23 protein-coding genes are annotated in these 24,943 nt (G+C 71.8%); 11 read left to right on the forward strand and 12 right to left on the reverse strand.

Annotation, left to right across the window (positions count from 1 at the left end):
- Positions 1-77: 77 nt before the first annotated feature.
- On the forward strand, positions 78-632 hold the full coding sequence (locus tag ACSHXN_RS34490) for an ester cyclase (RefSeq protein WP_355806156.1): 555 nt from the start codon (positions 78-80) through the stop codon (positions 630-632).
- Positions 633-810: 178 nt separating this feature from the next.
- Here the strand turns inward: ACSHXN_RS34490 and ACSHXN_RS34495 are convergent, their stop codons facing one another.
- From ACSHXN_RS34495 to ACSHXN_RS34520, 6 genes are all read right to left on the reverse strand, one after another.
- Entirely contained in the window at positions 811-1,503 is a 693-nt protein-coding gene (locus ACSHXN_RS34495; RefSeq protein WP_355132645.1) for a GntR family transcriptional regulator, read from the reverse strand.
- Between the two features lie 119 nt (positions 1,504-1,622).
- Positions 1,623-2,624 (reverse strand): proline racemase family protein, encoded by a 1,002-nt coding sequence (locus ACSHXN_RS34500; RefSeq protein ID WP_355132643.1) that lies wholly within the window; start codon positions 2,622-2,624, stop codon positions 1,623-1,625.
- A 144-nt stretch (positions 2,625-2,768) separates the two neighbouring features.
- On the reverse strand, positions 2,769-3,665 hold the full coding sequence (locus ACSHXN_RS34505; RefSeq protein WP_355802319.1) for a dihydrodipicolinate synthase family protein: 897 nt from the start codon (positions 3,663-3,665) through the stop codon (positions 2,769-2,771).
- A 64-nt stretch (positions 3,666-3,729) separates the two neighbouring features.
- A complete protein-coding gene (locus tag ACSHXN_RS34510; RefSeq protein WP_438304899.1) occupies positions 3,730-5,133 on the reverse strand; it encodes an NAD(P)/FAD-dependent oxidoreductase in 1,404 nt (467 codons plus the stop codon).
- Positions 5,123-5,422 (reverse strand): (2Fe-2S)-binding protein, encoded by a 300-nt coding sequence (locus ACSHXN_RS34515; RefSeq protein ID WP_355137209.1) that lies wholly within the window; start codon positions 5,420-5,422, stop codon positions 5,123-5,125. The genes ACSHXN_RS34510 and ACSHXN_RS34515 overlap by 11 nt, the downstream gene beginning before the upstream one ends.
- Positions 5,419-6,570, reverse strand: coding sequence for an NAD(P)/FAD-dependent oxidoreductase (locus ACSHXN_RS34520; RefSeq protein WP_356293072.1), 1,152 nt, complete (start codon positions 6,568-6,570; stop codon positions 5,419-5,421). The genes ACSHXN_RS34515 and ACSHXN_RS34520 overlap by 4 nt, the downstream gene beginning before the upstream one ends.
- Before the next feature lie 173 nt (positions 6,571-6,743).
- Between ACSHXN_RS34520 and ACSHXN_RS34525 the strand changes: the two genes are divergently transcribed.
- The 4 genes from ACSHXN_RS34525 to ACSHXN_RS34540 all read left to right on the forward strand — a co-directional run bounded on the left by ACSHXN_RS34525 (position 6,744) and on the right by ACSHXN_RS34540 (position 13,472).
- A complete protein-coding gene (locus ACSHXN_RS34525) occupies positions 6,744-7,922 on the forward strand; it encodes an ROK family transcriptional regulator (protein WP_355137205.1) in 1,179 nt (392 codons plus the stop codon).
- Between the two features lie 99 nt (positions 7,923-8,021).
- Positions 8,022-9,881, forward strand: coding sequence for an alpha-galactosidase D (locus ACSHXN_RS34530; protein ID WP_355137203.1), 1,860 nt, complete (start codon positions 8,022-8,024; stop codon positions 9,879-9,881).
- A 22-nt stretch (positions 9,882-9,903) separates the two neighbouring features.
- On the forward strand, positions 9,904-12,273 hold the full coding sequence (locus tag ACSHXN_RS34535; protein ID WP_438304903.1) for a glycosyl hydrolase family 95 catalytic domain-containing protein: 2,370 nt from the start codon (positions 9,904-9,906) through the stop codon (positions 12,271-12,273).
- Positions 12,270-13,472, forward strand: coding sequence for an SGNH/GDSL hydrolase family protein (locus ACSHXN_RS34540; RefSeq protein ID WP_438304905.1), 1,203 nt, complete (start codon positions 12,270-12,272; stop codon positions 13,470-13,472). Before ACSHXN_RS34535 ends, ACSHXN_RS34540 begins: the two co-directional genes overlap by 4 nt.
- 596 nt (positions 13,473-14,068) lie before the next feature.
- Here the strand turns inward: ACSHXN_RS34540 and ACSHXN_RS34545 are convergent.
- Both ACSHXN_RS34545 and ACSHXN_RS34550 read right to left on the reverse strand, forming a co-directional pair.
- Positions 14,069-14,605 carry an NUDIX hydrolase family protein gene (locus tag ACSHXN_RS34545; protein WP_355137197.1) on the reverse strand — a complete coding sequence of 179 codons (537 nt, stop codon included), beginning with the start codon at positions 14,603-14,605 and terminating at the stop codon, positions 14,069-14,071.
- Between the two features lie 212 nt (positions 14,606-14,817).
- Positions 14,818-15,234: a hypothetical protein gene (locus ACSHXN_RS34550; RefSeq protein WP_355137195.1), complete on the reverse strand. Its 417-nt coding sequence runs from the start codon at positions 15,232-15,234 to the stop codon at positions 14,818-14,820.
- A 208-nt stretch (positions 15,235-15,442) separates the two neighbouring features.
- On the opposite strand from ACSHXN_RS34550, the gene ACSHXN_RS34555 reads away from it, so the two are divergent.
- From ACSHXN_RS34555 to ACSHXN_RS34565, 3 genes are read left to right on the forward strand one after another with little or no spacing between them, the layout of a single operon-like run.
- On the forward strand, positions 15,443-16,042 hold the full coding sequence (locus ACSHXN_RS34555; RefSeq protein ID WP_355137193.1) for a molybdopterin-dependent oxidoreductase: 600 nt from the start codon (positions 15,443-15,445) through the stop codon (positions 16,040-16,042).
- Positions 16,043-16,044: 2 nt separating this feature from the next.
- Complete coding sequence (locus tag ACSHXN_RS34560; protein WP_355137217.1) at positions 16,045-16,755, forward strand: FAD-binding oxidoreductase; 711 nt, start codon at positions 16,045-16,047, stop codon at positions 16,753-16,755.
- A 29-nt stretch (positions 16,756-16,784) separates the two neighbouring features.
- A complete protein-coding gene (locus ACSHXN_RS34565; protein ID WP_355802331.1) occupies positions 16,785-17,057 on the forward strand; it encodes a DUF6510 family protein in 273 nt (90 codons plus the stop codon).
- A gap of 74 nt (positions 17,058-17,131) precedes the next feature.
- Here ACSHXN_RS34565 and ACSHXN_RS34570 read toward each other — a convergent pair whose 3' ends face one another.
- Positions 17,132-18,328 carry an MFS transporter gene (locus ACSHXN_RS34570; RefSeq protein ID WP_438306520.1) on the reverse strand — a complete coding sequence of 399 codons (1,197 nt, stop codon included), beginning with the start codon at positions 18,326-18,328 and terminating at the stop codon, positions 17,132-17,134.
- A gap of 269 nt (positions 18,329-18,597) precedes the next feature.
- A complete protein-coding gene (locus tag ACSHXN_RS34575) occupies positions 18,598-19,083 on the reverse strand; it encodes a carboxymuconolactone decarboxylase family protein (RefSeq protein ID WP_356112977.1) in 486 nt (161 codons plus the stop codon).
- A 127-nt stretch (positions 19,084-19,210) separates the two neighbouring features.
- Between ACSHXN_RS34575 and ACSHXN_RS34580 the strand changes: the two genes are divergently transcribed.
- On the forward strand, positions 19,211-20,200 hold the full coding sequence (locus ACSHXN_RS34580) for a pirin family protein (protein WP_355137185.1): 990 nt from the start codon (positions 19,211-19,213) through the stop codon (positions 20,198-20,200).
- Between the two features lie 22 nt (positions 20,201-20,222).
- Positions 20,223-20,561 carry a GNAT family N-acetyltransferase gene (locus ACSHXN_RS34585; protein ID WP_059126778.1) on the forward strand — a complete coding sequence of 113 codons (339 nt, stop codon included), beginning with the start codon at positions 20,223-20,225 and terminating at the stop codon, positions 20,559-20,561.
- 155 nt (positions 20,562-20,716) lie between these two features.
- Here ACSHXN_RS34585 and ACSHXN_RS34590 read toward each other — a convergent pair whose 3' ends face one another.
- The gene (locus ACSHXN_RS34590; RefSeq protein WP_355137183.1) at positions 20,717-21,202 is read right to left on the reverse strand and encodes a MarR family winged helix-turn-helix transcriptional regulator; all 486 of its coding nucleotides are present in this window, start codon (positions 21,200-21,202) and stop codon (positions 20,717-20,719) included.
- A 409-nt stretch (positions 21,203-21,611) separates the two neighbouring features.
- Here ACSHXN_RS34590 and ACSHXN_RS34595 point away from each other — a divergent pair, with 409 nt between their 5' ends.
- A complete protein-coding gene (locus tag ACSHXN_RS34595; protein ID WP_355137181.1) occupies positions 21,612-22,505 on the forward strand; it encodes a glutathione S-transferase C-terminal domain-containing protein in 894 nt (297 codons plus the stop codon).
- Between the two features lie 139 nt (positions 22,506-22,644).
- Here ACSHXN_RS34595 and ACSHXN_RS34600 read toward each other — a convergent pair whose 3' ends face one another.
- Positions 22,645-24,864, reverse strand: a complete 2,220-nt coding sequence (locus tag ACSHXN_RS34600; protein ID WP_355137179.1) for an NADP-dependent isocitrate dehydrogenase — start codon at positions 24,862-24,864, stop codon at positions 22,645-22,647.
- Positions 24,865-24,943 lie beyond the last annotated feature (79 nt).

The following is a 24,943-nucleotide window of genomic DNA, read 5'->3' on the forward strand; positions in this document are numbered from 1 at the left end:
TTCAGGGCTGCCGTGGCCGTCGCATCGTCGTGCGGTACGGAGTCGCACGACTGCTGAGAGGCATGAACGTCATGGGTATGGACGCCACGGACCTGGCCGAGGGGCTCTTCCGGGTCCTCGCCACGGGGGATCCCGCATTGGCCGTCGACGTGGTGCACGAGGACTTCCGCAACCGGGAAGCGGCCGTGGCACCCGCGGCGTGCGCCCTGCCGGGGCCGGCGGGCACCCTCGCCTCGGGGGCGTGGATGCGGTTCGCCTTCAGCGATCTGCGCTTCCCCGTCCTCGCCGTCGCCCACAACGACGAACAGGTCTGGGTGCGCCTGCGTATGCAGGGCCGCCACACCGGCGCGTTCGTCCGCTACCGGGACGGCGCACTCGACCAGGCCATCCCCCCGACCGGCCGTGAGATCGACTTCGAGCAGATCCATGTGCTCGAACTCCGCGACGGCAAGGTGATCGGACATGAGGCGGTCCGGGACGACATCACGATGCTCGGTCAGCTCGGGGTCTTTCCCCCGGCCCCGCCCACCGCTCTGCGCATGGTCGCCTGGCGGGTGACCGGCCGGGCCTCCCGCGCCGCGGCGCAGGTCACGGCCGAGGCGGCCCGGGCGGCCGCCGCACTGGGCGCCTGACGCGGACGCGGGAAACCCGCCGGTGGCGGCGCGCGACAGGGCTCGCGGGCGGCGTCCGTGCGGGCCCCGCGTCCCTGTGCCGTGCCGGGACGTGGCAGCGCCGTACGCCTCGATGATGCCGGTGTGCGGGCCGCGGCAGCAGGTTTTTGAACGAGGACCGCGCCCGTGCACCGGAAGCTCAGTCCTGGGCCGCCCACATGCCTCGCACATGACCGAGGTGGCGGGTCATCACCTTCCGTACGGCCCCCTCGTCCCGCTCCAGCAGGGCGTCCAGAAGCTCCAGGTGCTCCTCGGCGGAGGCGAGCAGCCGGCCGGCCTCGACCAGAGCGGTCAGCCCGTACAGGCGGGACCGCTTGCGCAGGTCGCCGACGACCTCGACCAGATGCGCGTTCCCGGCGAGGGCGAGCAGTCCGAGATGGAAACGGGTGTCGGCCTCGACGTAGGCGATCAGGTCGCCGGCCGCCGCCGCAGCGACGATCTCCCGTGCGGCCGGTCGCAGTGCCTCGAGCGAGACGCGGTCCGCGGTCCGGGCCAGATGCATGGTGGTGGGAATCTCGATGAGGGAGCGCAGATGGCCGAATTCGTCGAGCTGCTTCTCCGAGACGTCCGTGACCCGGAAGCCCTTGTTCGGGACCGTGGCGACGAGACCCTCCTTGGCCAGGTCGAGCATGGCCTCCCGCACCGGTGTGGCCGAGACGCCGAAGCGGGCGGCGAGCGCCGGCGCGGAGTACACCTCGCCGGGACGCAGCTCGCCCGCGATCAACGCTGCCCGCAGGGCGTCGGCGACCTTCTCGCGGTAGCTGCTCTTCTTGCCGCCCAGCGTGGGCAGCGACGGAGCGGCGGGGGGCGAGCTGGGGCGCGGGGCGGCCATGGGGGTCTCCTCGAACGGGCATGTGCGGTGTGGCGGGCCGACATCGCTCAGCCCCCACGATGTGAGGGTGCAATGTCACGCACCACCAGTATCCCGTGTACGGGCGCGGCGGTGTGCCGCTACAGGACGAAGCCCGCGGGGAACGGGTCCTCCGGGTCCAGAAGGTACTGAGCCGTTCCGGTCACCCACGCCCGCCCGGTGAAGCTGGGCAGTACCGCGGGGACGCCGGCGACCTGGGTCGTGTCGAGCAGCCGGCCGGTGAAACGCGTACCGATGAAGGACTCGTTCACGAACTCGGTGTGCAGGGGGAGCTCGCCGCGGGCGTGCAACTGGGCCATGCGGGCGCTGGTGCCGGTGCCGCACGGGGAGCGGTCGAACCAGCCGGGATGGATGGCCATCGCGTGCCGGGACAGCCGCGCGGTGGACCCGGGCGCGTACAGATGGACGTGGTGGCAGCCGCGGATGGTCGGGTCCTCGGGGTGGACCGGTTCCTCCTCCGCGTTGATGGCGTCCATCAGCGACAGACCCGCGGCGAGGATGTCGTCCTTGCGGGCACGGTCGAAGGGCAGCCCGAACTCCTCCAGCGGCAGGATCGCGTAGAAGTTGCCGCCGTACGCGAGGTCGTACGTCACCGTCCGCCCGTCAGGCAGGGTGGCCTTGCGGTCGAGACCGACCGAGAAGGACGGCACGTTCTTGAGGGTGACGGCCTTCGCGGCTCCGCCCTCGACGGCGACCTCGGCGACGACGAGTCCCGCCGGGGTGTCCAGGCGAATCGTGGTGACCGGTTCGACGACCTCCACCATGCCCGTCTCGACGAGCACGGTCGCCACCCCGATCGTGCCGTGCCCGCACATCGGCAGATAGCCGGAGACCTCGATGTAGACGACCCCCCAGTCGCAGTCGGGGCGGGTGGGCGGCTGAAGGATCGCGCCGCTCATCGCCGCGTGCCCGCGGGGCTCGTTCATGAGCAGCTGCTTGATGTCGTCGCGGTGTTCACGGAACCACAGGCGACGCTCGTTCATGGTGCTGCCGGGGATCGTGCCGATCCCGCCGGTGATCACGCGGGTCGGCATGCCCTCGGTGTGGGAGTCGACGGCGTGCAGGACGAGTTTGCTGCGCATGGCCCTCCAATCATGACGCCCGGGTCGCCTCGGCGGCGCCCGGCCCGAGTCGAGAGACCCACCGTGCTCGGCGTCGCGCGGGCACGGGACCCCGTGCCCGCGCGACGCGTGCGCGAACCGGCGGGTTCACGCACGGTGGTCCGTTCACGCGAGGCCGGCGGCCACGGCCTTCTCCGTCGCGGCGCGGACCGCGGCCTCCTGCTCCGGCAGCAGCGGGACGCGCGGCGGCCGGACGGGACCGCCGTGCCGGCCGACGATGTCCATCGACAGCTTGATCGCCTGCACGAACTCCACCTGGGAGTCCCAGCGCAGCAGCTGATGCAGCTGACGGTACAGCGGAAGCGCGGTGTCGAGGTCGCCGGCGACCGCGGCTCGGTACAACTGCACCGACGCCCGGGGCAGGGCGTTGGGGTAGCCGGCCACCCAGCCCTTGGCGCCCGCGACCGCGAGTTCCAGCAGGACGTCGTCGGCACCGATCAACAGGTCCAGTTCCGGCGCGAGCTCGGCGAGCCGGTAGGCGCGCCGCGGGTCTCCGGAGAACTCCTTGACCGCCTGGACGAAGCCCTCGCGGTGCAGCTTGGCGAGCAGTTCGGGGACGAGGTCGACCTTGGTGTCGATGGGGTTGTTGTACGCCACGACCGGCAGGCCCGCCTTCGCGACCTCCTCGAAGTGGGCGAGAACGGACCGTTCGTCAGCGCGGTAGGCGTTCGGCGGCAGCAGCATCACCGAGGTGCAGCCGGCGTCACGTGCCTGTTCGGCCCAGCGGCGGGCCTCGGCGGCCCCGTACGCGGAGACCCCGGGCATCACCCGCTCGCCGCCGAGCGCGGACACGGCGGTCTCCACGACCCTGGCGCGCTCCTCGGGAGTGAGTACCTGGTACTCGCCGAGCGAGCCGTTCGGCACGACGCCGTCGCAGCCGTTCTCCACCAGCCAGGTGCAGTGGTCGGCGAACCGGGCGTGATCGACGGCGAGTTCGTCGGTGAGCGGGAGGGCGGTGGCGACGAGAACGCCGCGCCAGGGGCGGTGCTTCGGGACGGTCATGGGCGATCCCCCATCTCGGTGATGTGTGACATGGTACTGATGTTGGCGTGGGTCGGCCGGTGGCTCACTGTGCATCCGGCCGTTCGTGCAGTGGTTCACGGGCCAGCACGTCCAGCGGCACCGGACGGGCGAACGGGGTGCGCGTCGCCTTCTGCGCGCAGCCGGCGACCCCGGCGACCCCGGGAGCACAGATCCGGCCCTGGCACCAGCCCATCCCCGCGCGGGTGAGCAGCTTGACGGTGCGCAGGTCCCCTGCGCCGAGCCGGTCGACGGACTCCCGTACCGTCCCGGCGCGCACTTCCTCGCAGCGGCACACCACGGTGTCGTCGTCGACCTGCTCGGCCCAGTGGGCGGGCGGTGCGTAGACGCCGTCGAGCGCGGTGGAGAACTTCCGCAGGGCGGCGCGGCCGCGGGCGGCGCGTTCCCACTCCTGGGGATCGGGTGCGGTGCCGCAGAGCCGGGCGGCGATCGAACGACCGGCGATGTGGCCCTCGGCGAGGGCGAGTGCCGCGCCACCGATTCCGGTGGCCTCGCCCGCGGCCCACACACCGGGGACATCGGTGCGCTGTTCGTCGTCGACGGCCACGCCCGCCACCCCGTCGATCCGGCAGCCGAGCGTGTCCGCGAGTTCGGTGTGCGGCAGCATGCCGTGCCCGACGGCCAGGGTGTCGCAGGGGATGCGGCGGGCGGTGCCGGGCCGCGGACGTCCGCCGGAGTCCAGCGCGGCGACGGTCACCGCCTCGAGCCGTCCGTCCCCGTGGGCCTCCAGCACCGTGTGCCGGGGGAGGATCCGTACCCCGTGCCGCAGCAGCCGGGCGGCGTACAGTGCCCCCTCGACGGCCTTCCCCGGCTGGGCGGCGAGGGCTCCCGCATGCCGGGCGAAGTCCCCGGGGCCCGCGGACTCCACGAGCGCGGCGACGGCGACCCCCGCCGCCGCGAGCCCGGCTGCCACCGGCAGCAGCAGAGGTCCGGTCCCGGCCACGACCGCCCTGCGGCCCGGCACCACGAGTGTGCCCTTGAGCATGGCCTGCGCCCCGCCGGCGGTGAGGACACCCGGCAGGGTCCAGCCGGGGAAGGGAAGCACCCGCTCGTAGCCGCCGGTGGCCAGCAGCAAGGCGTCGGCGTGGACGGCGACCGGTTTCTCCTGCCCGGGTCCGGACAGCGCGTGGACGGTGAGGCCGGAGCCGGCCCGTTCCACGGTCCAGACATGGTGGTCCGTCAGATGCGTGACACGGCCGGCCGCGAGGTGCCGGTCGAGTCCTTCACGCAGCCTGGTCCAGGTGCGCCATTGATGGTGCAGGGCCTGTGCGCGCCGGGCGCCGAGCGCGGCCGCGGGCTGCCGGTAGAACTGCCCGCCCGCCGCGGGCGCGGCGTCGACGAGCGTGACGCGTACGCCCCGCGCGGCCGCCGCGATCGACGCGGCGAGCCCGGCCGGACCGGCACCGATCACCGCCAGGTCAGTCGCCATGGCCCGTTCCCTCCTGTGTGCGGATCACATCGCCGGGCCGTACCGCTACGAGGCAGGCGCGCTGGTTCGGCCGGTCGTTGACGGTCACGAGGCAGTCGAAGCAGACGCCGATGCCGCAGAAGATCCCGCGCGGCCTGCCGTCCCGCCGGGTGGTGCGCCAGGAGGTGATGCCGGCGGCCCACAGCGCCGCGGCGACCGTCCAGCCGGGCAGTGCCGGAAGCTCGCGGTCGTCGAAGGTGACCGTGAAGGCGGGCTCAGGCCTGGCGCCGGCCAGCTCCAGGGGATTCACACGGCCTCCTGTTCGAATCGTTCCGGCCGGAACGGGGTGAGATCGAGCTCCGGTCGGCCCCCGCCGAGGATCTGCGCGATCAGGTGGCCCGTGCCGGTGGAGAGCCCGATCCCGGCCCCTTCGTGGCCGCAGGCGTGGTACAGCCCCGGTGCCCGCGGGTCGGGGCCGATGGCGGGCAGGTGGTCCGGCATATAAGGCCGGAAACCCAGGTAGGTGCGCATCGCCCGCGCCTGTCCGAGGAACGGGAAGAGCCGGGTCGCGCCCGCTGCCAGCGCTCGGGCCACCGGCAGTGAGAACGACCGGTCGAATCCGACCCGTTCACGGCTGGCGCCGATCAGGACCGGGCCCGCGGCCGTGCCCTCGACGACCGGGGAGGTCTGGAGGGCCGCCGAGTCGCTGGCCACATCGGCGACATAGTCGGCGGCGTAGACCTTGTGCCGCACCCGCGGCGGCAACGGCTCGGTGACGAGGACGAATCCACGACGGGGGAGCACGGGCAGCGTGACCCCGGCGAGCGCGGCGACTTCGCCGCTCCAGGTCCCGGCCGCGTTCACGACGGCGGGTGCATGCACGTCGCCGTGGTCGGTGCGCACGCCGCGCACGGCCCCCTGAGGTGTGCGCAGTACACCGGTCACCGTCCGCCCGGTCAGCAGCCGGGCCCGCGAGGCCCGCACCAGATGGGCGGCGGCGAGGGCGGGCATCACCTGACGGTCCTGCGGGTACAGCACACCGCCCGCGAGCCCCGGGGCCAGGTACGGCTCGAGGTCGTGCAGCCGGTCCGCGGGGACGTCCACCGCCTCGACTCCGGCGGCCCGCTGGCCGTCCGCGAGTCCTTCGAGGGCCGCGAGTCCTTCGGGGGCCGATGCGACGACGACGCCGCCCTTGGGTTCGTACTCGACGGTCCGGCCCAGTTCGCCGGCCAGTTCGTCCCACAGCCTCAAGGAGAGCAGGGCCAGTTCGAGTTCCGGACCGGGCTCCTTGTCGGAGACGAGCAGATTGCCCTCACCCGCGCCCGTCGTGCCTCCGGCCACGGGGCCGCGGTCGACGAGCGCCACGTCCAGACCGGCGCGGGCGGCGTAGAGGGCGCATGCCGCACCCACCATCCCGGCTCCCACGACCACGACGTCGCAGGTCAGTTGCTCGCTCACGTCAGTACTATGTCACATGGTTCACCGGGGAAAGCAAGACCTCCCTTGCATCGTTCGCCAACTCGCCCGGCCAGGTCCGCATTTGAACGGCGTCAGCGGCCGACGGCAAAACCTCGGAAGCCTCCTGCTTCTTTTATTGACAGCGGAAAAGAACCCACTTAGGTTCCGGGGCCATGCCCTCGAGTCCTCCCACGGAGGCGTTCCCGGCGCACACGCCGGCCGCCTCACAGGTCTTCGTCACCGTGCTCTGCCACGGTCCCCTCACCCGCTCGGACATCGGCGGGCGGGCGGGGCTGTCGGCGGCCGCGGTGACCAAGGCGGTGCGGCCCCTGATCGAGGCCGGCTACCTGGTGGAGGACGCGGGGGAGGAGACCCGCCCGTCCCTGGGCCGGCCCGCGAACCCCGTGCGGGTGGACGGCGGACGCGCGCTGTTCATCGGGATCAAGATCACCGGCGACGAGATCATCGCCGTGCTGACCGACCTGTGCTGCCGCATCCGGGTGGCCCGGCATCTTCCGCTGACCGCCCGCGATCCCGGGGCGGTGCTGACCCTGGCGTCCGAGCTGGTGCGCGAACTGCTCGCGGAGGCCGACGGGTCGGGCGCCCCGGTGCACGGACTGGGCGTCGCCGTCTCCGGCGACGTGGACCGCGCGGCCGGTGTCGTGCGCTACTCGCCCTTCCTGGAGTGGCACGACGTCCCGCTCGCCGAACTCCTCGGGATGACGACCGGCCTGAAGGTCACCGTCGACAACGACGTGCGTGCGCTGACCGTCGCCGAGCAGTGGTTCGGCGCGGGCGTGGGACTGTCGGACTTCGCGCTGGTGACCGTCGGCGCCGGTATCGGCTGCGGTCTCGTGGTGCACGGCAGGGTCGTGTCCGGTGCCCACGGCGTGGCCGGTGAGATCGGCCACGTCGTCATCGATCCCGCAGGCCCGCCCTGCCACTGCGGCAACCGCGGCTGCGTCGAGGCCATCGCCGCGGACCCCGCGATCGTCGCCGCGGTGCGCGAGAGGACGGGCGTGGCCGTGACCGACGCCGCCGGGGCCCTGGAGCTGGCCCACCGGGGCGACCAGGGTGCCCGCGACGTCTACACCCGGGCCGGGGACGCCATCGGGCGGGCCATCGGCACCGTGGCCAATCTGTTCGGACCCGAACGCGTGATCATCTCCGGCGAGGGCCTCGTGGCCTACGACCTGTTCGCCGGGCAGATCCGTGACGCCTTCGCCGCGGCGGCCTTCGGCACGGCCGCGCAGTGCGATCTCAAGACCCGCCCGCTGCCCTTCGACGAGTGGGCGCGCGGTGCCGCCGCCACCGCCATCCAGTCCTTCATCCGATCCGAAACCCGCCACTGACACCCACGGGTGCCCCCAGAACCCGGTCACGGCTCCGCCCCGAGGGCCGTGATCTCCACCCATGCAGAGCCGCCCCCGAATCCACAGGAGGTAGGACCCATGCGGTCATCCTCGTCCTTTGTCCTGCCCGTCCGCACCCTCAGAGCCGCGGCCGTGCTGGCCGTCGCCGTGGGGTTCGCGACGGTCGCCCCGATCGCCCACGCGGGCCCGACGGCCGGGACCCCGGCCGGCGGCGTCCACCGGGCCGTTTCCGCGGCGGACGCCGCGGGCGGCCAGGAGCAGGCCGCCAAGCCCTACATGGGCTGGTCGAGCTGGAGCATGCAGTCGTCGAAGTACCCCGGCCTCAACCCGGACGGCGACTACAGCTACCTCACCGAGGCGAACGTCCTGAAGCAGACCGACGCCCTCGCCGCCAAGCTCAAGCAGTTCGGCTACGAGTACGTCAACATCGACGCCGGATGGTGGCGCGACAACGCGTGGAAGCCCGAATTCGACGCGTACGCCCGGCAGACGCCCGACCCGGTCCGCTTCCCGAACGGGATGAAGTCGGTCGCCGACCACATCCACGCGCGGGGCCTGAAGGCCGGCATCTATCTGCCCGTCGGCCTGGAGAAGGAGGCCTACGGCGACGGCAAGGCCCCCATCAAGGATGCTCCGGGGTGCACCACGGCCGACATCGTCTACGGCGACCTGCGCACCACCAACGGCTGGGACAGCGCGTACAAGCTCGACTTCTCCCGCCCCTGCGCGGAGAAGTACGTCGACTCGCAGGCCCGGATGCTCGCCGACTGGGGCTATGACTTCCTCAAGCTCGACGGTGTCGGACCCGGCTCCGGCAAGAGCGGCGACCAGTACGACAACGTGGCCGACGTCGCCGCCTGGCAGAAGGCCATCGCGGCGACCGGACGCCCGATCCACTTCGAGCTGTCCTGGTCCCTGGACCGGGGTCACGCGGCGGACTGGAAGAAGTACTCCAACGGCTGGCGCATCGACACCGACGTCGAGTGCTACTGCAACACCCTGGTCAGCTGGGAGAACTCGGTCGACGACCGCTTCGACGACGCTCCCGCCTGGAGCCGCCAGGCCGGTCCCGGCGGCTGGAACGACCTCGACTCGCTCGATGTCGGCAACGGCGCCATGGACGGTCTCACCAAGGCCGAGCGGCAGACCTACGCGACGCTCTGGGCGATCTCCAAGTCCCCGCTCTACACCGGTGACGACCTCACCCGGCTCGACTCCTACGGCCTCTCCCTGCTGACCAACCGCGAGGTCATCGCGGTCGACCAGAACGCCACGCCGGCCGCTCGCCCCGTCACCCCGGCCGACGCCCAGCAGGTGTGGGCGGCCGAGAACGCCGACGGCAGCTACACCGTCGCCCTGTTCAACCTCTCCGACGCGCCCGCCGCCGTCACCGCCGACTGGGCATCCCTCGGCTTCACCGGCAGGGCCTCGGTCCGCGACCTGTGGAACCATGAGAACCTCGGCACATACAAGAACAAGGTGACCGAGGCGCTTCCCGCCCACGGGTCCCGGCTGTTCACGGTCACTCCGCGTGACGGTGCGCTCACCACGACCGCCTACGAGGCCGAGGCACCGGCGAACACGCTCGGCGGCAACGCCTCCGTTGCCGACTGCTCCGCCTGCTCCGGCGCCCACAAGGTCGGCAACCTCTACCTCGGCGGCACGTTGCGCTTCAACGACATCGTGGTCCCGAAGGCAGGCACGTACACGGTGAAGATCGCCTACGTCAGCGGTGACGCCCGCTCGGCCGCGGTCTCCGTCAACGGGGGCGGTGCGACCGGCCACAAGTTCCCCTCCACCGGGGACTGGGGAACCGTCGAGACGGTCAGCGTGCCCCTCACTCTCAAGGCGGGTGCCAACACGATCACCTTCGACAGCGGCGAGTCCGGCTACGCCCCGGACATCGACCGGATCGACGTACCGAAGACGTCCTCCTGACCGAGCCCCCACGGAGCCCGACATGTCCTTTGATCCGTTCGACCGGCCGTCCAGACGCAGCCTGCTCGCCCTCGCCGCCGCCACCGGGGCGCTCGCGTCCCTTCCCGCCTTCACCGCCACCGCGGCGCCCCGCCGCCCCGACTCCGCGCCCGAGATCGACGGAGCTGCGCGCCAGGAGCTCTGGTGGCAGGCGCCCGCCGACGACCACTCGATGATCGAGCAGGGTCTGCCCGTCGGCAACGGCAGGATCGGAGCCCTCGCGAGCAACGACCCGGGCCGCGAACTCCTGCTGATCACCGACGCCACCATGTGGACCGGCGGCCTCAACGACTCCCTCGACGGGGACGGCCAGTTCCCCTACGACCGTGAGCACTTCGGCTCGCTGACCCTCCTCGCCCGGCTCGCGGTCGACATCCCCGACCACGACCTGTCGACCGTCTCCCGCTACCGACGCGCGCTCGACCTCGCCCGGGGCGTCGTGACCACGTCGTACGTCCGCTCGGGGGTCACGTACGAGCGGCAGATCTTCGCCAGCCGCCCGGACGACGCCATCGTGGTGCACTTCACCCAGAGCGGAGGCGGTCGCTACACCGGTACCGTCACCCTGGAGGGCACCCATGGCGAAACCACCGCAGGCGCCTCCTCGTTCGGGGCAGCCTTCCCCGGCGGTCTCCGCTACGGAGCGGCGGTCTCGGCGTACGGCAGCGGCGGCCGGGTGAGCGTCAGCGGCTCGCGCATATCGTTCGCCGACTGCAAGGACCTCACCGTGGTGGTGAGCGGCGGCACCAACTACGCCCCCGACGCCTCCCACCACTACCGCAACCCCTCCCTCGACCCCGAGCAACTGGCCCGCACCAAGGTGCGCGCCGCGGCCTCCCACTCGGCGGACACGCTGCTGCGCAGCCATGTCGCCGACTACCGCTCGCTGTTCGGGACGCTGGACGTGTCGCTCGGCACCTCGTCCGAGACACAGCGTTCGCTGGACACCTGGGAGCGGGTCAGGGCCCGCGCCCTGGACAGCGCCCCCGACCCCGAACTCGAAGCCGCCTACCTTCAGTTCGGCCGCTACCTGATGATCTCCGGGTCGCGCGGGAGCCTGCCGATGGGGCTCCAGGGGCTGTGGCTGGACGGCAACGACCCCGACTGGATGGGCGACTACCACACCGACATCAACATCCAGATGAACTACTGGATGGCGGATCGGGCCGGACTGTCGCAGTGCTTCGACGCTCTCACCGACTACTGCGTCGCCCAACTGCCGTCGTGGACCGAGCTGACCCGCACCCTGTTCAACGACTCCCGCAACCGGTACCGCAACTCCTCCGGGAAGATCGCCGGCTGGACCGTCGCCATCTCGACCAACCCCCACGGGGGAGGCGGCTGGTGGTGGCACCCGGCGGGCAACGCCTGGCTCTGCAACACCCTGTGGGAGCACTACGAGTACACGCTCTCCCGTTCCCACCTGGAGAAGATCTACCCGCTCCTGAAGGGCGCCTGCGCGTTCTGGGAGGCCCGGCTCCTGCCGTACACGCTTCCCGACAGCGGGCGCGAGGTGCTCATCGCCGACAGCGACTGGTCGCCCGAACAGGGCCCGCTCGACGCGAAGGGCATCACCTACGCGCAGGAGCTGGTATGGGCGCTGTTCGCCAACTTCCGTACGGCGGCGCAGGAGTTGGGCAAGGACACCGGGTACGCGAAGACCATCGCCGGGCTCCAGGAGCGGTTGTATCTTCCCCAGGTCAGCCCGAAGACGGGCTGGCTGGAGGAGTGGATGTCACCCGACAACCGCGGTGAGACCACGCATCGGCATCTCTCTCCGCTGATCGGTCTCTTCCCCGGGGACCGGATCCGTCCCGACGGCTCGACTCCGTCCGACATCGTCGACGGCGCCACCGCCCTGCTCACCGCCCGCGGCATGAACAGCTTCGGCTGGGCGAACGCCTGGCGCAGCCTGTGCTGGTCACGTCTGAAGAACGCGGAGAAGGCGTACCAACTGGTCGCGACGAACCTCCACCCCTCCACGGACGGCAGCAACGGCACGGCCTTCAACCTCTTCGACATCTACGAGGTGGAACAGGGCCGCGGCATCTTCCAGATCGACGCCAACTTCGGCACTCCGGCGGCGATGATCGAGATGCTGCTCTACTCGCGTCCGGGGCATCTGGAACTGCTCCCCGCGCTCCCCGACGCCTGGGCCGACTCCGGCTCGATCACCGGAGTCGGTGTGCGCGGCGGGTTCGTCGTCGACCTGAGCTGGCGGGACGGGAAGCCCACCGAGGCCCGTGTCCGCAGTGTCGGCGGACGGACCACGACGGTGGAGTTCGCGGGTGCGTCCCGCACGGTGACCCTGAAGCCCGGCGGGTCCGTCACGCTGAAGGGCTTCGCGCGGTGAGGCCCCGGTACGCACACGTGCGCCGTCTGTGCGCGGTGGTGCTGATCACCACGTGCCTCCAGGCGGCGCCCGCGGCGGCGCAGGCGTCCGGTGGCCGGCACGACGTGATCACCTGGGGAGCGAGCGCCGATCGCCTCGGTGACGCCGTCGCCGACCGGAGCTACCGGCTGGTCGTGCACACCAGCGCGGCCGGGGACGATCTGCGCATCCGGTTGTCCAACGCCTTCGGCGACCGGCCGGTGACGTTCGACAGCGCCTACGCCGGCCTGCGCCGCCAGGGCGCCGAACTGGTCCCCGGCAGCAACCGGCGGCTGACGTTCGGCGGCGCGCGGTCCGTGACCGCGCCCGCGGGGGCCACCGTGTACAGCGACCCGCTCCCCGGCCGGCTGGCCGCCGGGGCGGACCTGGTCATCAGCCTGCACGTGGCGGACGCGGCGGGTCCGGCGACCGGGCACGGGATGGCGATGCAGACGTCGTACGTCGCCCAGGGCGACCACACCGCCGAGGAGAACGCGGCCGGCTGGACGGGCACGACAGGTTCCTGGTTCTACCTCGACTCCGTCACCGTGCGGACCGGCACGGCCACGGGAGCCGTGGTCGCGCTCGGCGACTCCATCACGGACGGCTGGGCGTCCTCGTCCGACGCCAACCGGCGCTGGCCCGACTACCTCGCCCGACGGCTCCAGAAGGCGGACACCGCGGTCAAGGGCGTGGCGGACGAGGGGATCTCGGGCAACAAGGTCCTCGCGGACGGGGCGGGACAGAGCGCCCTGAACCGGCTGGACCGCGACGTACTCTCCCACCCCGGTGTGCGCACCGTCTTCCTCTTCGAGGGGGTCAACGACATCAAGGCCCACACCGGTGTCACCGCCCAGGACATGATCGACGGCTACCTGCAGATCATCGACCGTGCCCACGCCGCCGGGAAGTGCGTCGTCGCAGCCACCGTCGCGCCCTTCAAGGGCTGGTCGGAGTGGGACCCGGCGGCGGAGGCCGTACGACAGGAGGTCAACACGTTCATCAGGGACAGCGGCGAGTTCGACGGGGTCACCGACTTCGACCGGATCCTGCGCAGCCCCTACGACCCCGAACGGGTCATGCCGTTCTTCGACGGCGGCGACCATCTGCACCCCAATGACAAGGGCATGCAGGCGATGGCCGACGCGGTCGACCTCACGAGCCTCGACTGCCGCTCCTAGCGCCGGAGCGGCGGGATCGGCTGGACGCCGTGCAGCGCAGGCACCCGGGCCGCCCGGGTGCCTGCGCGGGGAGCCTGGCGGACACCCGGGACCGTGAAGAGTTCGGCTCATGACGGCGTTCCCCGTCGGACCACCCACCGAGCGCCCGCTGCGGACCACCTCGCGGGCCTGCTCCGGGAAGCGAGCGAGCGGTGGGTGCGCGGCCGCAAGGGCGACATCACCGTCGTCGACAGCCGGCACCCCGTCCTCGTACGGGGACCCGGACGGGCCCCCGAGCTCCGCGGCGACCTGCTGCGCCCGGCGCGGAACCCGCCGACGGGTGTGTGCGGTGCGGGATCCCCACAAGCGCGTGGACGCCCTGCCGAGCGGCCGTCATGCGCGCGTCGAGATCGACGGCACCGGGTTCGTGACCACCGAGCACAGCACCCGCTGTCCGTACAGGTCGGACCGGGACGGTGCCGACATCCCGGCGAAGAACGAGGCGGTCGGCCTCGTGGTGGACGGGAAACATCCGGAGCGGCCGGAGAGCCCGTTCAGCGCGATGCTGTCGCCGGCCCGGCGCCGTGGAGAGCGAGGCACCGGGCCCGACACGACGTTCAGGACAGGCAGCCGACGTGCGCGAGGGCCTGCTTGAGCAGGACCCCCTGGCCGCCCGGCATGTCGTTCTGGACCACGGCCGAAGCGGCCTCCTGCGGGCTGAACCACACGAGGTCGAGCGCGTCCTGGCGCGGGCGGCAGTCGCCGGTCACCGGGACGATGTAGGCGAGGGCCACCGCGTGCTGGCGGGGGTCGTGGAACGGGGTGATCCCCTGGGTCGGGAAGTACTCGGCGACGGTGAAGGGCTGCAACGAGGCCGGGACGCGGGGCAGCGCCACCGGCCCGAGGTCCTTCTCCAGGTGGCGCAGGAGTGCGTCGCGGACCCGCTCGTGGTGCAGGACCCGTCCGGCGACGAGCGTGCGGCTGACGGTCCCGTCGGGCCCGATCCGCAGCAGGAGTCCGATGCTGGTGACTTCACCGCTGTCGTCGACGCGCACGGGCACGGCTTCCACGTACAGGATCGGCATGCGGGCACGTGCCGACTCGAGGTCGTCGGCACTCAGCCAGCCGGGCGTGGTTTCGGTCGTGTCAGGCATTGCCCGATCGTACGGTCCACAACTCGCCTTGTCCGCGTGTCACTCCAGGTCAGACGCAAGTCACACGGACGGTGCTCCTCCCGGCCCACAGCCGGCCGCCGAGAGGGGATCCGGTCGCCCGACATCGCCCGGGCGCGGACGGCGCCGAGGGCCCGCCGTGGCCGCGCTGTCCGGGCCCCGGCACGGCCTGCGACGGCCGGCCGCCGCACCGGTCAGGTCCCCGTCGGTGCCTGGTCCCGCAGGGTGTCGCGCAGCCGCCTCAGGTCGTCCGCCGGCCGGCCCAGACCGTTCAGGCCGAGCCGGGCCGCCTCCGTCCGGGGGTCCGGGTGCGTGGTGAACGCGAGGTTCAGGGCCTGGCGCACCATCCACTGCTGGCAGACGAGCAGCCGGCCCGCGCGGTGCTGGGCCGCGACGAGGTCGGGGTCGGTGAGGGGCAGACTTCGCAGACGCCCGAGCAGCCGGTGCAGGGCGACGCTCTGCCGGTGGCAGTCCCGGGCGGTCTGGCCCGGCACGGGACCGGGCTCACCGCAGGCGGCCACGGCGCGGTCCGTCATGATCTGGAGCGCCACCGCCTCGTCGAGAATGCAGGTGAGGCCCTTCAACTGGGCGGTGCGCGGAACGAGCTCCACACTGGTGGGGTACCCGTTCGGCCCCGAGCTGATCCTCCGAGACGGCTTTCGTCCGGATCCCCGGCCGTCGCGCACGGCAGCACGCCGGGGGATGTGCACCCGGGCCGCGGCTCCGGGTGGTCGGGCGGTCGCGCCCGCCCGGCACCGGGTGCTGGATCGTCGGTCGCCGGGCCGGCCGGCTCGCACCAACGGCTGAGGAGGCGATGCTGTGAACTCGCTGTCACCCGGTTTCCGCGGGCGCGCCCGTTCCCTCGCCGAGCGGCTGCCTCCCGGGCAGTACCCGACCGAGTCCTTCCCCGTGCTGTCCGCGGGGCCCACTCCGAGGGTGTCCACCGAGGACTGGACCTTCACCGTGACCACGGAACGCGGCGACACGCGCACCTGGACGTGGGAGCAGATGACGGCCCTGCCGCAGCAGGGGATCGTGCAGGACATCCACTGCGTGACACGCTGGTCCAAGTTCGACACCCGGTGGCGCGGGGTGCCCCTGGACGCCTTCCTCGAGGATGTGGCGACGGAGGCCGGCTTCGCCGTGGTCAGCAGCTACGGCGGCTACACCAGCAACATGCCGCTGGAGGACCTGCTCGACGGCAGGGCGTGGATCGTCCACACCTACGAGGGGTATCCGTTGTCGCCCGAGCACGGTGGGCCCGCCCGGCTGCTGGTCCCGCATCTGTACCTGTGGAAGTCGGCCAAGTGGGTGCGCGGGCTTCGGCTGGCTCTCGAGGACGAACCCGGGTTCTGGGAGTCGGTCGGCTACCACAACTACGGTGACCCGTGGCGCGAGCAGCGCACCTGGGGCGACTGAGGATGGCCGTGTCCTGGCGCAGGGCCCGGCTGGTCGAGCGCCGCTCCCAGACTCCCAGCGCCCGTTCCCTGGTGTTCGCCGCACCCGGCTGGCCCGGCCATCTGCCCGGCCAGCACGTGGACGTGCGGCTCACCGCCGACGACGGCTACCGGGCGGTGCGCAGCTACTCGCTGGCCGCACCCGCCGACGGCGAGAGCATCGAGCTTGGGGTGCAGACGGTGCCCGGCGGGGAGGTCTCGCCCTATCTCGCCGACGATCTGCCGCTCGGTGCGGACGTGGAGGTGCGCGGGCCGCTCGGCAACTGGTTCGTGTGGCGCACCGAGCAGCCGGAGCCGGTGCTGCTGGTGGCCGGGGGCTCGGGTGTCGTCCCCTTGGCGGCCATGATCCGCGCCCATCACCGCACGCAGTCGCGCAGCACCTTCCATCTGCTGTATTCGGTGCGCACCCCCGACGACGTCTGGTACCGCGACCATCTGGCCGACGGCGACCCCCGGCACGACGTCCGCATCGTCTACACGCGGCAGGGCCCGCCGACCGGCACGCGCACACCGGGCCGGGTCGGACGGTCCGACCTCGACGGACCTGCGTCCCGTCTGCAACCGGCCAGTCCCGTCTACGTCTGCGGACCCACCGGCTTCGTCGAGGCCGTCGGCGATCTGCTGACCGACATGGGACGCGATCCCGCCACCATCCGCACCGAGCGCTTCGGGTGACCGGGCGCTCAGCCCCTCGGGAGGTATCCATGGCAGACGGCACCGACCACCTCGACGGCAACTGCCTTGCCGGCCCGCTGTCCGAGATCCTGGCCGTGGAGCCCACCACGGCGTGGTGGCGCTGCCCGGAGTGCACCCGGTCGGGGCCACTCGCCGGGCTCCATGTCTACGGGCCCGAGCCCGGTCTGACGGTCCGCTGTCCGGGGTGCGCATACATCGCCCTGCGGCTGGTCAGGGAGGGGGAGCACATCTGGCTGACGGTGGGCAGCGGCACCGGCGCGTTCCGCTTCAGCACGGCTTGAGGGGCTCGCGTTCCGCTCCTGCACGGTCTGAAGGGCGCCCACGGCCCGGACCGGCGGCAGGGGAGGCGGTTCGCTCAGCCGTCCGCGCCGGCCGTGGAGCCGGCAGCATCCGTTCCCGAGCCGCCGGCGCGGTACTCGGTGGTCCAGTACAGGAGCGCGAGGACCGGAAGGGCGGTGCCGAGGATGCCGACCGCGCCCCAGCCGCCGTCGCGGTAGGCGATCGAGCCGATCTGGGATCCGAGGGCGCCGCCGACGAAGAAGGTGGCGATGAACGCGGCGTTGAGCCGCGCCCGGGCGTGGGGGTCGAGCTGATAGATGGTGTGCTGGCCGAGGATCATCGTGGTCTGCACGGCCATGTCCAGCACGATGGCGGCCAGCGCGATCAGCACGATGCTGTGCCCGGCCACGCCCGCGACGGCGAAGGCCAGTGCGGCGGCGCCGAACGCGATGCCGGTCATGGTGCGGGTGAGCCCCCGGTCCGCCCAGCGTCCGGCGAGCGGGGCCACGGCCGCACCGGCCGCCCCGACCAGGGCGAAGAGGCCTACGCCGACCTGCGAGTAGTGGAAGTGCGGGCCGGTGAGGAGGTAGGAGACGGTGGTCCAGAAGGCGCTGAAGGCAGCGAACATCGCCGCCTGGTACAGGCCGCGGCGCACCAGTGCGGGATGGGTGCGCATCAGCGCGATCGTGGAGCGCAGCACCTGGGCGTAGGGCACGGTCGTCGTCGGGGCGTGCCGGGGGAGTGCGGCCCGCAGGGTCAGGGCCAGCAGGGCCATCAGGACGGCCGAGCCGAGGTAGACCACACGCCAGCCGGCGAAGTCGGAGACCAGGCTGCTGACCGTCCGGGACAGCAGGATGCCGGTGAGCAGGCCGCTCATCACCCGGCCCACGATCCGGCCGCGCGCATGGTCGGGGGCGAGGCCCGCGGCGAAGGGGACCAGGATCTGGGCGACGACCGAGGTGGCACCGCTGATCAGCGAGGCGGCCAGCAGCATGGGGAATCCGGTCGCGAGGCCGGCCGCCACCAGGGCGAGCGTCGTGACGACGAGCAGGGCGGTGATGAGGGTGCGCTTCTCGAGCCGGTCGCCCAGCGGGACCAGGAAGAGCATGCCGATGACGTAGCCGACCTGGGTGAGCGTGATCAGCAGGCCCGCGGTGGCCGTGCTGACGTGGAAGACCTCGCGCAGCGAGGAGAGCAGGGGCTGCGCGTAGTACAGGTTGGCGACCGTCATGCCGCAGGCGACGGCGAGCAGCGCGATCAGCCAGCCGGGTATGCCGTGGGCGGGTTCTGCGCTGGTCCTGTTCCGGTGTGCGGTTCGCAGAGCGGATGACTGAGGCACGGAGACACTTTTCTCGAGAGGCCGGCGAATCCGGCGGGGCAGGGACTGCCTGTGGTGGCCGTGCGGCTTCGTCGCCGCATCCACGAGGAAGTAAGCGTCCGGTGCCTCGTGGTACTTCCTCACCCGCGCTGATGATTCTTGATGGTGCCCATCTCTCACATCGATGGAGCGCGGGCCCGGGACTCCGGGCCCCGGAGCGAGGGTCACTGCGCGGCGGCTGCCCGTACCGGGTGCTTGCTCAGGATCGAGACCCGGTTGAACGCGTTGATGGTGATCGCCACCCAGATCACGGCGGAGACCTGGTCGTCGGTGAGCACCTCGCGGGCCGCGGCGTAGGCGGACTCCTGAGCGGCGGCGTCGGAAGGATCGGTGACCGCCTCCGCGAGGGCGAGCGCCGCGCGTTCCTGCGGGGTGAACACCGCGGTGTCGCGCCAGGCGGCCAGTACGCCCAGCCGCTGGGTGGTCTCGCCCGCGCGCAGGGCCGCCCTGGTGTGGAGGTCGAGGCAGTAGGCGCAGCGGTTGAGCTGCGACACCCGAAGGTTGACCAACTCCACGAGGGTGCGGTCGAGTCCTGCGTCGGCCGCGGTCGCTCGGACCGTCTCGGACGTCTGGAGCAGAGCGTGATAGGCCTTGGGGCTCTGCTTGTCGATGAAGATCCGCGAGCCGGTGGGCTGCGTGTCGGTGCTCAACCTGGGACTCCTTCGGGGTCGCCGCTCCGGCTCCGCTGGTGTGGGGTGCTCCGGTCGGGTTGTCGTCCTGTGATCACGATATACTTGTTGAAATTGAAACCATCATGGGGGTGGAAGGCGGTGTCCCATGAGTAACGTCGAGGCGGAGTCCGTCGAGCTGCGCTGCGGAGCGACGGTGGACGACCGGCGGGCGTCGAAGGAGCCGGAGATCGAGGTGCTCACCCCGCGCGACGTGCCGCTGGGCGGCCCACGGGCCATGACCGTGCGGCGTACGCTGCCGCAGCGTGCCCGCACCCTGATCGGCGCCTGGTGCTTCGCCGATCACTACGGTCCCGACGATGTCGCCGAGACGGGCGGCATGGACGTCGCCCCGCATCCGCACACCGGTCTGCAGACCGTGAGCTGGCTCTTCAGCGGCGAGATCGAGCACCGTGACAGCCTGGGCAGCCACGCCTTCGTACGGCCCGGCGAGCTGAACCTCATGACGGGGGGCTACGGCATCAGCCACTCGGAGGTCTCGACGCCGGGGACCACGGTCCTGCACGGGGTGCAGCTGTGGGTGGCGCTCCCCGGGGAACACCGCCTCGCCGAGCGGGACTTCCAGCACCACGTACCCGAGCCGGTGCGGCTCGACGGGGCCGAAGTCCGGGTCTTCCTCGGCTCCCTCGCCGGACACGACTCCCCGGTGCGGACGTTCACGCCCCTGCTGGGCGCCGAGATCGTCCTCGAGCCGGGAGCGACGGTCACGCTCGGCGTCGACCCCGCCTTCGAGCACGGTCTCCTCGTGGACCACGGCCGGGTCGGCATGGCCGGCACTCCGCTCGAGGCGGCGGAGCTGGGTTACGCGCCCACCGGCAACGACTCGTTGACGCTCGTGAACGAGTCGCAGGACAGGGCGCGGACGGTACTCCTCGGCGGAACCCCGTTCGAGGAGGAGATCGTCATGTGGTGGAATTTCATCGGCCGCAGCCATGAAGACATCGTCCGCGCCCGTGAGGACTGGCAGAACTCCTCCGAACGCTTCGGCGCGGTGGAGGGATACCCGGGTGATCGCCTTCCCGCCCCTGCCCTGCCCAACGCCGTCATCATGCCCCGCAGGAACCCACCGCGACGCTGAACCGCAGCTGAAAGGCACTGACATGAGCCAGCCGTCCGCCGAACCGACCGTCGAGCGTGTCGACGCCAAGCACCGTTACGAAATCCTGGTCGACGGCGAGCGCGCCGGTCTGACCGCCTACCGCGACCATGGCGACCAGCGTGTCTTCTACCACACCGAGGTCGACGACGCCTTCGCCGGACAGGGCCTTGCGTCGCGGCTCGTCCAGGAGGCGCTGACCGATGTGCGGGCCTCCGGCAAGCGCGCCGTGCCCGTCTGCCCCTACGTCGCCAAGTTCCTCGGCCGGCACGAGGAGTTCGCCGACATCGCCGACCCGGTCACCCCCGATGTCCTGGAGTGGCTGGACACGCAGCTGGGCTGACCGAGCGAAGGGCGGAGCCGTGGTCGAGAGGCCCGTCGGTGCGCGGCCCGGCCGCGCACCGACGCCCGCGGTCCCGGTCGGCCGTGCCCCTCACCCGCAGGGTCGTCCGGCGCGGTGCGCGGAGGGCCGACGGCCGGACCGGTGCGGCGGTGCGCCTACTCCGCCGCGCCCGGCAGCAGTCCGCGCAGTGTCTCGCACTGCCGGTGGTCGATCATGTGCCGGACGGCCTCGGTGACCGTCTCGGCCAGCGTCGGCGAGACCTCACGCAGCAGCCGGCGCCCCTTGTCCGTGAGGGCCACCTCGATGCCGCGCCTGTCGCCGCACACCGAGCGCCGAGTGACCAGATCGGCGTGGTGCAGACAGGCGATCTGATAGGTGAGGCGTGTCTTGGGCCGGCCCAGCAGCTCGGCGATCCGCGACATGCGCAGTGCCGCGCCCGGCTGGTCGGCCAGCAGGCACAGCACCAGGAACTCGTCGTGCGAGACGCCGAGGGTGTCCTTGACCTGGGAGCGCAGTCGCTGCTCGATGGCCCCGGCCGCGGCCAGCAACTGCATCCAGGCCCGCAGTTCGGCCGGCAGCAGCCCGCTCTCGTCCGTCCCGTCGGATGCGGGCTGGTCGGCGGGGGCGGGTGAATCGGCCATGGTCCCTGAGTTTACCGGTTGTCCAGAATTGGATGAGAGGTGGAGTTCGTCTCCGGGGCGAACCACCGCTCCTTGCTTCTTCGCCCCTTGCTTCTCACAGTGCGGACGCCCCTCTTGACGCGGGCCGGAGCCGGATCGACACTCGGAGTGAATTTCCTAGTGGATCAGTAGGGAAGCATGGGGTGCCTGGAGCCGGTCATCGGCAGTGTGAGCCGCACACGCCGGCAGCGCCTCCTTCTGACCTCCCGCCGTCACATCGATCTGCTGCGTGTCTGCAGCGCGGCCGGCCTCCTGCGCTGAACCCGGCCCGTGCCGGGCCCCGCCGCTCACCCCCGCGCCGCCCGGGCGTCCCGACCGACCGCGGGCAGCCGCCCTCCGCACCCTCGCGCACCAGCACCCGGGGAGACACATGTCCGCTCACGACCTGACCGCCCTCCCGACGCCCCGGCCCGTCCCGGTCTTCCGGGGCCGTATCGGCCGCGACGCGCGCAGCGGCCACTACGCCGTACCGCGCCGCTACCGCCTCCATCTGTCCCTGGCCTGTCCGCACTGTCTGCGGACAGCCGTCGTGCACAGCCTGCTCGGCCTCGAGGCCGACTGCCCCGTGACACTGTTGCCCGCGGTCCCCGACGGACCGGGCGGCGAGCACTGCGAACTGCGGCCGCTGTACGAGGCGAGCGCCCACCACTACCCCGGGGCCGCCGTGGCACCGGTGCTCAGCGACGACTGGTCGGGCCGGATCGTCAGTACACACGCCCCGGACATCATGCGCGATCTGGCCCGGCACTTCGGCACGGGCGCGGTGGCGCTGTATCCGCCGGGCGCCGAAGCCGAGATCGAGGGCGTCCGGCGGTTGTGCGAGCTGGGCGTCGACGCGGCCGCACAGCGCGCCGGGCGAGTCGACGCCGACGCCGAGGAGCGGGCCGCGGCGCTCGGCTCGCTGTTGCGCACACTCGGTGCGCTCGAAGGCCGGCTGGCGGAGGGGGAGTATCTGCTCGGTGGGCAACTCACTGCGGCCGACGTCGAGTTGTGGGTGAGTCTGGTGCAACTGGACACCGTGCACCGCTGGCACCTCGACGCCGCCGCGGTACATCGCATCGCCGACCACCCGCGTCTGTGGGCCTACGCCCGCGCGCTGGCCGCCCACCCGGCCTTCGGCGGCCTTCTCGACCTCGACGGCATCGCCCGCAGGCACCACGCGCACTGCCGGGGACTCGAGGCCGCGGGGGCGGCGGTGCAGATCGTGGACTGGTGCGGGCACCTGCCCGAACCGGCGCGAACGGTCGTGGACACCCGCCGATGACAAAGGCGGCCCCGGTGGTCACGGGCCGAACTCCTGCCCGCCGATGACGGCCTCGGTCCCCGTCACGCCGGACGGTGATACGCGACCGCCCCGGCCGGATCCGATCCGGCCGGGGCGGCTGCCAGGCTGAGGCCGCTGCCTACGCGAGGGTCGTCAGCGCCTCGTTCCAGGTCGCCGACGGGCGCATGACCGCGGCGGCCTTGGCCGGGTCGGGCTGGTAGTAGCCGCCGATGTCGGCCGGCTTGCCCTGGACGGCGGCCAGCTCCTCGACGATCTTCTTCTCGCCCGCGGCGAGCGTCTCGGCGAGCGGGGCGAACGCCTTGGCCAGCTCCGCGTCGTCGGTCTGCCTGGCCAGCTCCTGCGCCCAGTACAGGGACAGGTAGAAGTGGCTGCCGCGGTTGTCGATGCCGCCGACGCGACGGGTCGGCGACTTGTCCTCGTTGAGGAACGTCGCCGTGGCGCGGTCGAGGGTGTCGGCCAGGACCTGCGCACGCTGGTTGCCGGTGACCTTCGCGTACTGCTCGAAGGACGGCACGAGCGCGAAGAACTCACCGAGCGAGTCCCAGCGCAGGTAGTTCTCCTTGACCAGCTGCTGGACGTGCTTCGGGGCGGAGCCGCCGGCGCCCGTCTCGAAGAGACCGCCGCCCGCCATCAGCGGGACGACCGACAGCATCTTGGCGCTGGTGCCCAGCTCCAGGATCGGGAACAGGTCGGTGAGGTAGTCACGCAGCACGTTGCCGGTGACGGAGATGGTGTTCTCACCGCGGCGGATGCGCTCCACGGACAGCTTCGTGGCCTCCACGGGGGCCAGGATGCGGATGTCCAGGCCCTCGGTGTCGTGCTCCTGGAGGTACTGCCCGACCTTCGCGATCAGGTTGGCGTCATGCGCACGGGTCTCGTCCAGCCAGAACACGGCCGGGTCGCCGGTGGCACGGGCCCGGGTGACGGCCAGCTTCACCCAGTCCTTGATCGGGGCGTCCTTGGTCTGGCAGGCGCGGAAGATGTCACCCGCGGAGACCGTCTGCTCGAGGACGACGTTCCCGGCCTGGTCGACCAGGCGGACCGTGCCGGTGGTCGGGATCTCGAAGGTCTTGTCGTGGCTGCCGTACTCCTCGGCCTTCTGCGCCATGAGGCCGACGTTCGGGACGGAGCCCATGGTCGCCGGGTCGTAGGCGCCGTTGGCGCGGCAGTCGTCGAGCACGGCCTGGTAGACACCGGAGTAGCTCGAGTCCGGCAGCACCGCGAGGGTGTCGTGCTCCTGGCCGTCCGGGCCCCACATGTGGCCGGAGGTGCGGATCATGGCCGGCATGGAGGCGTCGACGATGACGTCGGAGGGGACGTGCAGGTTGGTGATGCCCTTGTCGGAGTCGACCATCGCCAGCTGCGGGCCCTCGGCGAGCTCGGCGTCGAAGGAGGCCTTGATCTCGTCGCCGTTGGGCAGGGCCTGAAGGCCCTTGAAGATGCCGCCGAGACCGTCGTTCGGGGTCAGCCCCGCCGCGGCGAACGTCTCGCCGTACTTCGCGAACGTCTTCGGGAAGAAGGCGCGCACCACGTGACCGAAGACGATCGGGTCGGAGACCTTCATCATCGTGGCCTTCAGGTGCACGGAGAACAGGACGCCCTCCTCCTTGGCGCGGGCGACCTGGGCGGTGAGGAACTCGCGCAGCGCGGCGACCCGCATCACGGAGGCGTCCACGACCTCGCCCGCGAGGACCGGCACGGACTCGCGCAGCACGGTGGTGGAGCCGTCGTCGCCCTTCAGCTCGATGCGCAGCGAACCCGCCTCGGAGACCACCGCGGACTTCTCGGTCGAACGGAAGTCGTCCCCACCCATGGTCGCCACGTTCGTCCTGGACTCGGAGGTCCAGGCGCCCATGCGGTGCGGGTGGGTCTTGGCGTAGTTCTTCACCGAGGCGGGGGCGCGGCGGTCGGAGTTGCCCTCGCGCAGGACCGGGTTCACGGCGGAGCCCTTGATCTTGTCGTAACGGGCGCGGATCTCCCGCTCCTCGTCGGTCTTCGGCTCGTCCGGGTAGTCCGGCAGCGCGTAGCCCTGGCCCTGGAGCTCGGCGACCGCGGCCTTCAGCTGCGGGACGGAGGCCGAGACGTTCGGCAGCTTGATGATGTTGGCCGCGGGGGTCTTGGCCAGCTCACCGAGTTCCGCCAGGTGGTCGCCGATCCGCTGGTCCTCGGTCAGGTGCTCGGGGAAGACCGCGAGGATGCGCCCGGCCAGGGAGATGTCACGCGTCTCCACAGTGACACCCGCCTGCGAGGCGTACGCCTTGACCACCGGCAGGAAGGAATACGTCGCCAGGGCCGGGGCCTCGTCAGTGTGTGTGTAGATGATGGTCGAGTCAGTCACCGGGTGCTCCGCTCCACGTCTGCAACATTGCTCGACATCAAGATATCTCGTGAGTGCGCCCGGCTCGAGGAGGGGTCCG

It is taken from the genome of Streptomyces sp. HUAS TT11 (assembly GCF_051553595.1).
Lineage (GTDB): Bacteria > Actinomycetota > Actinomycetes > Streptomycetales > Streptomycetaceae > Streptomyces.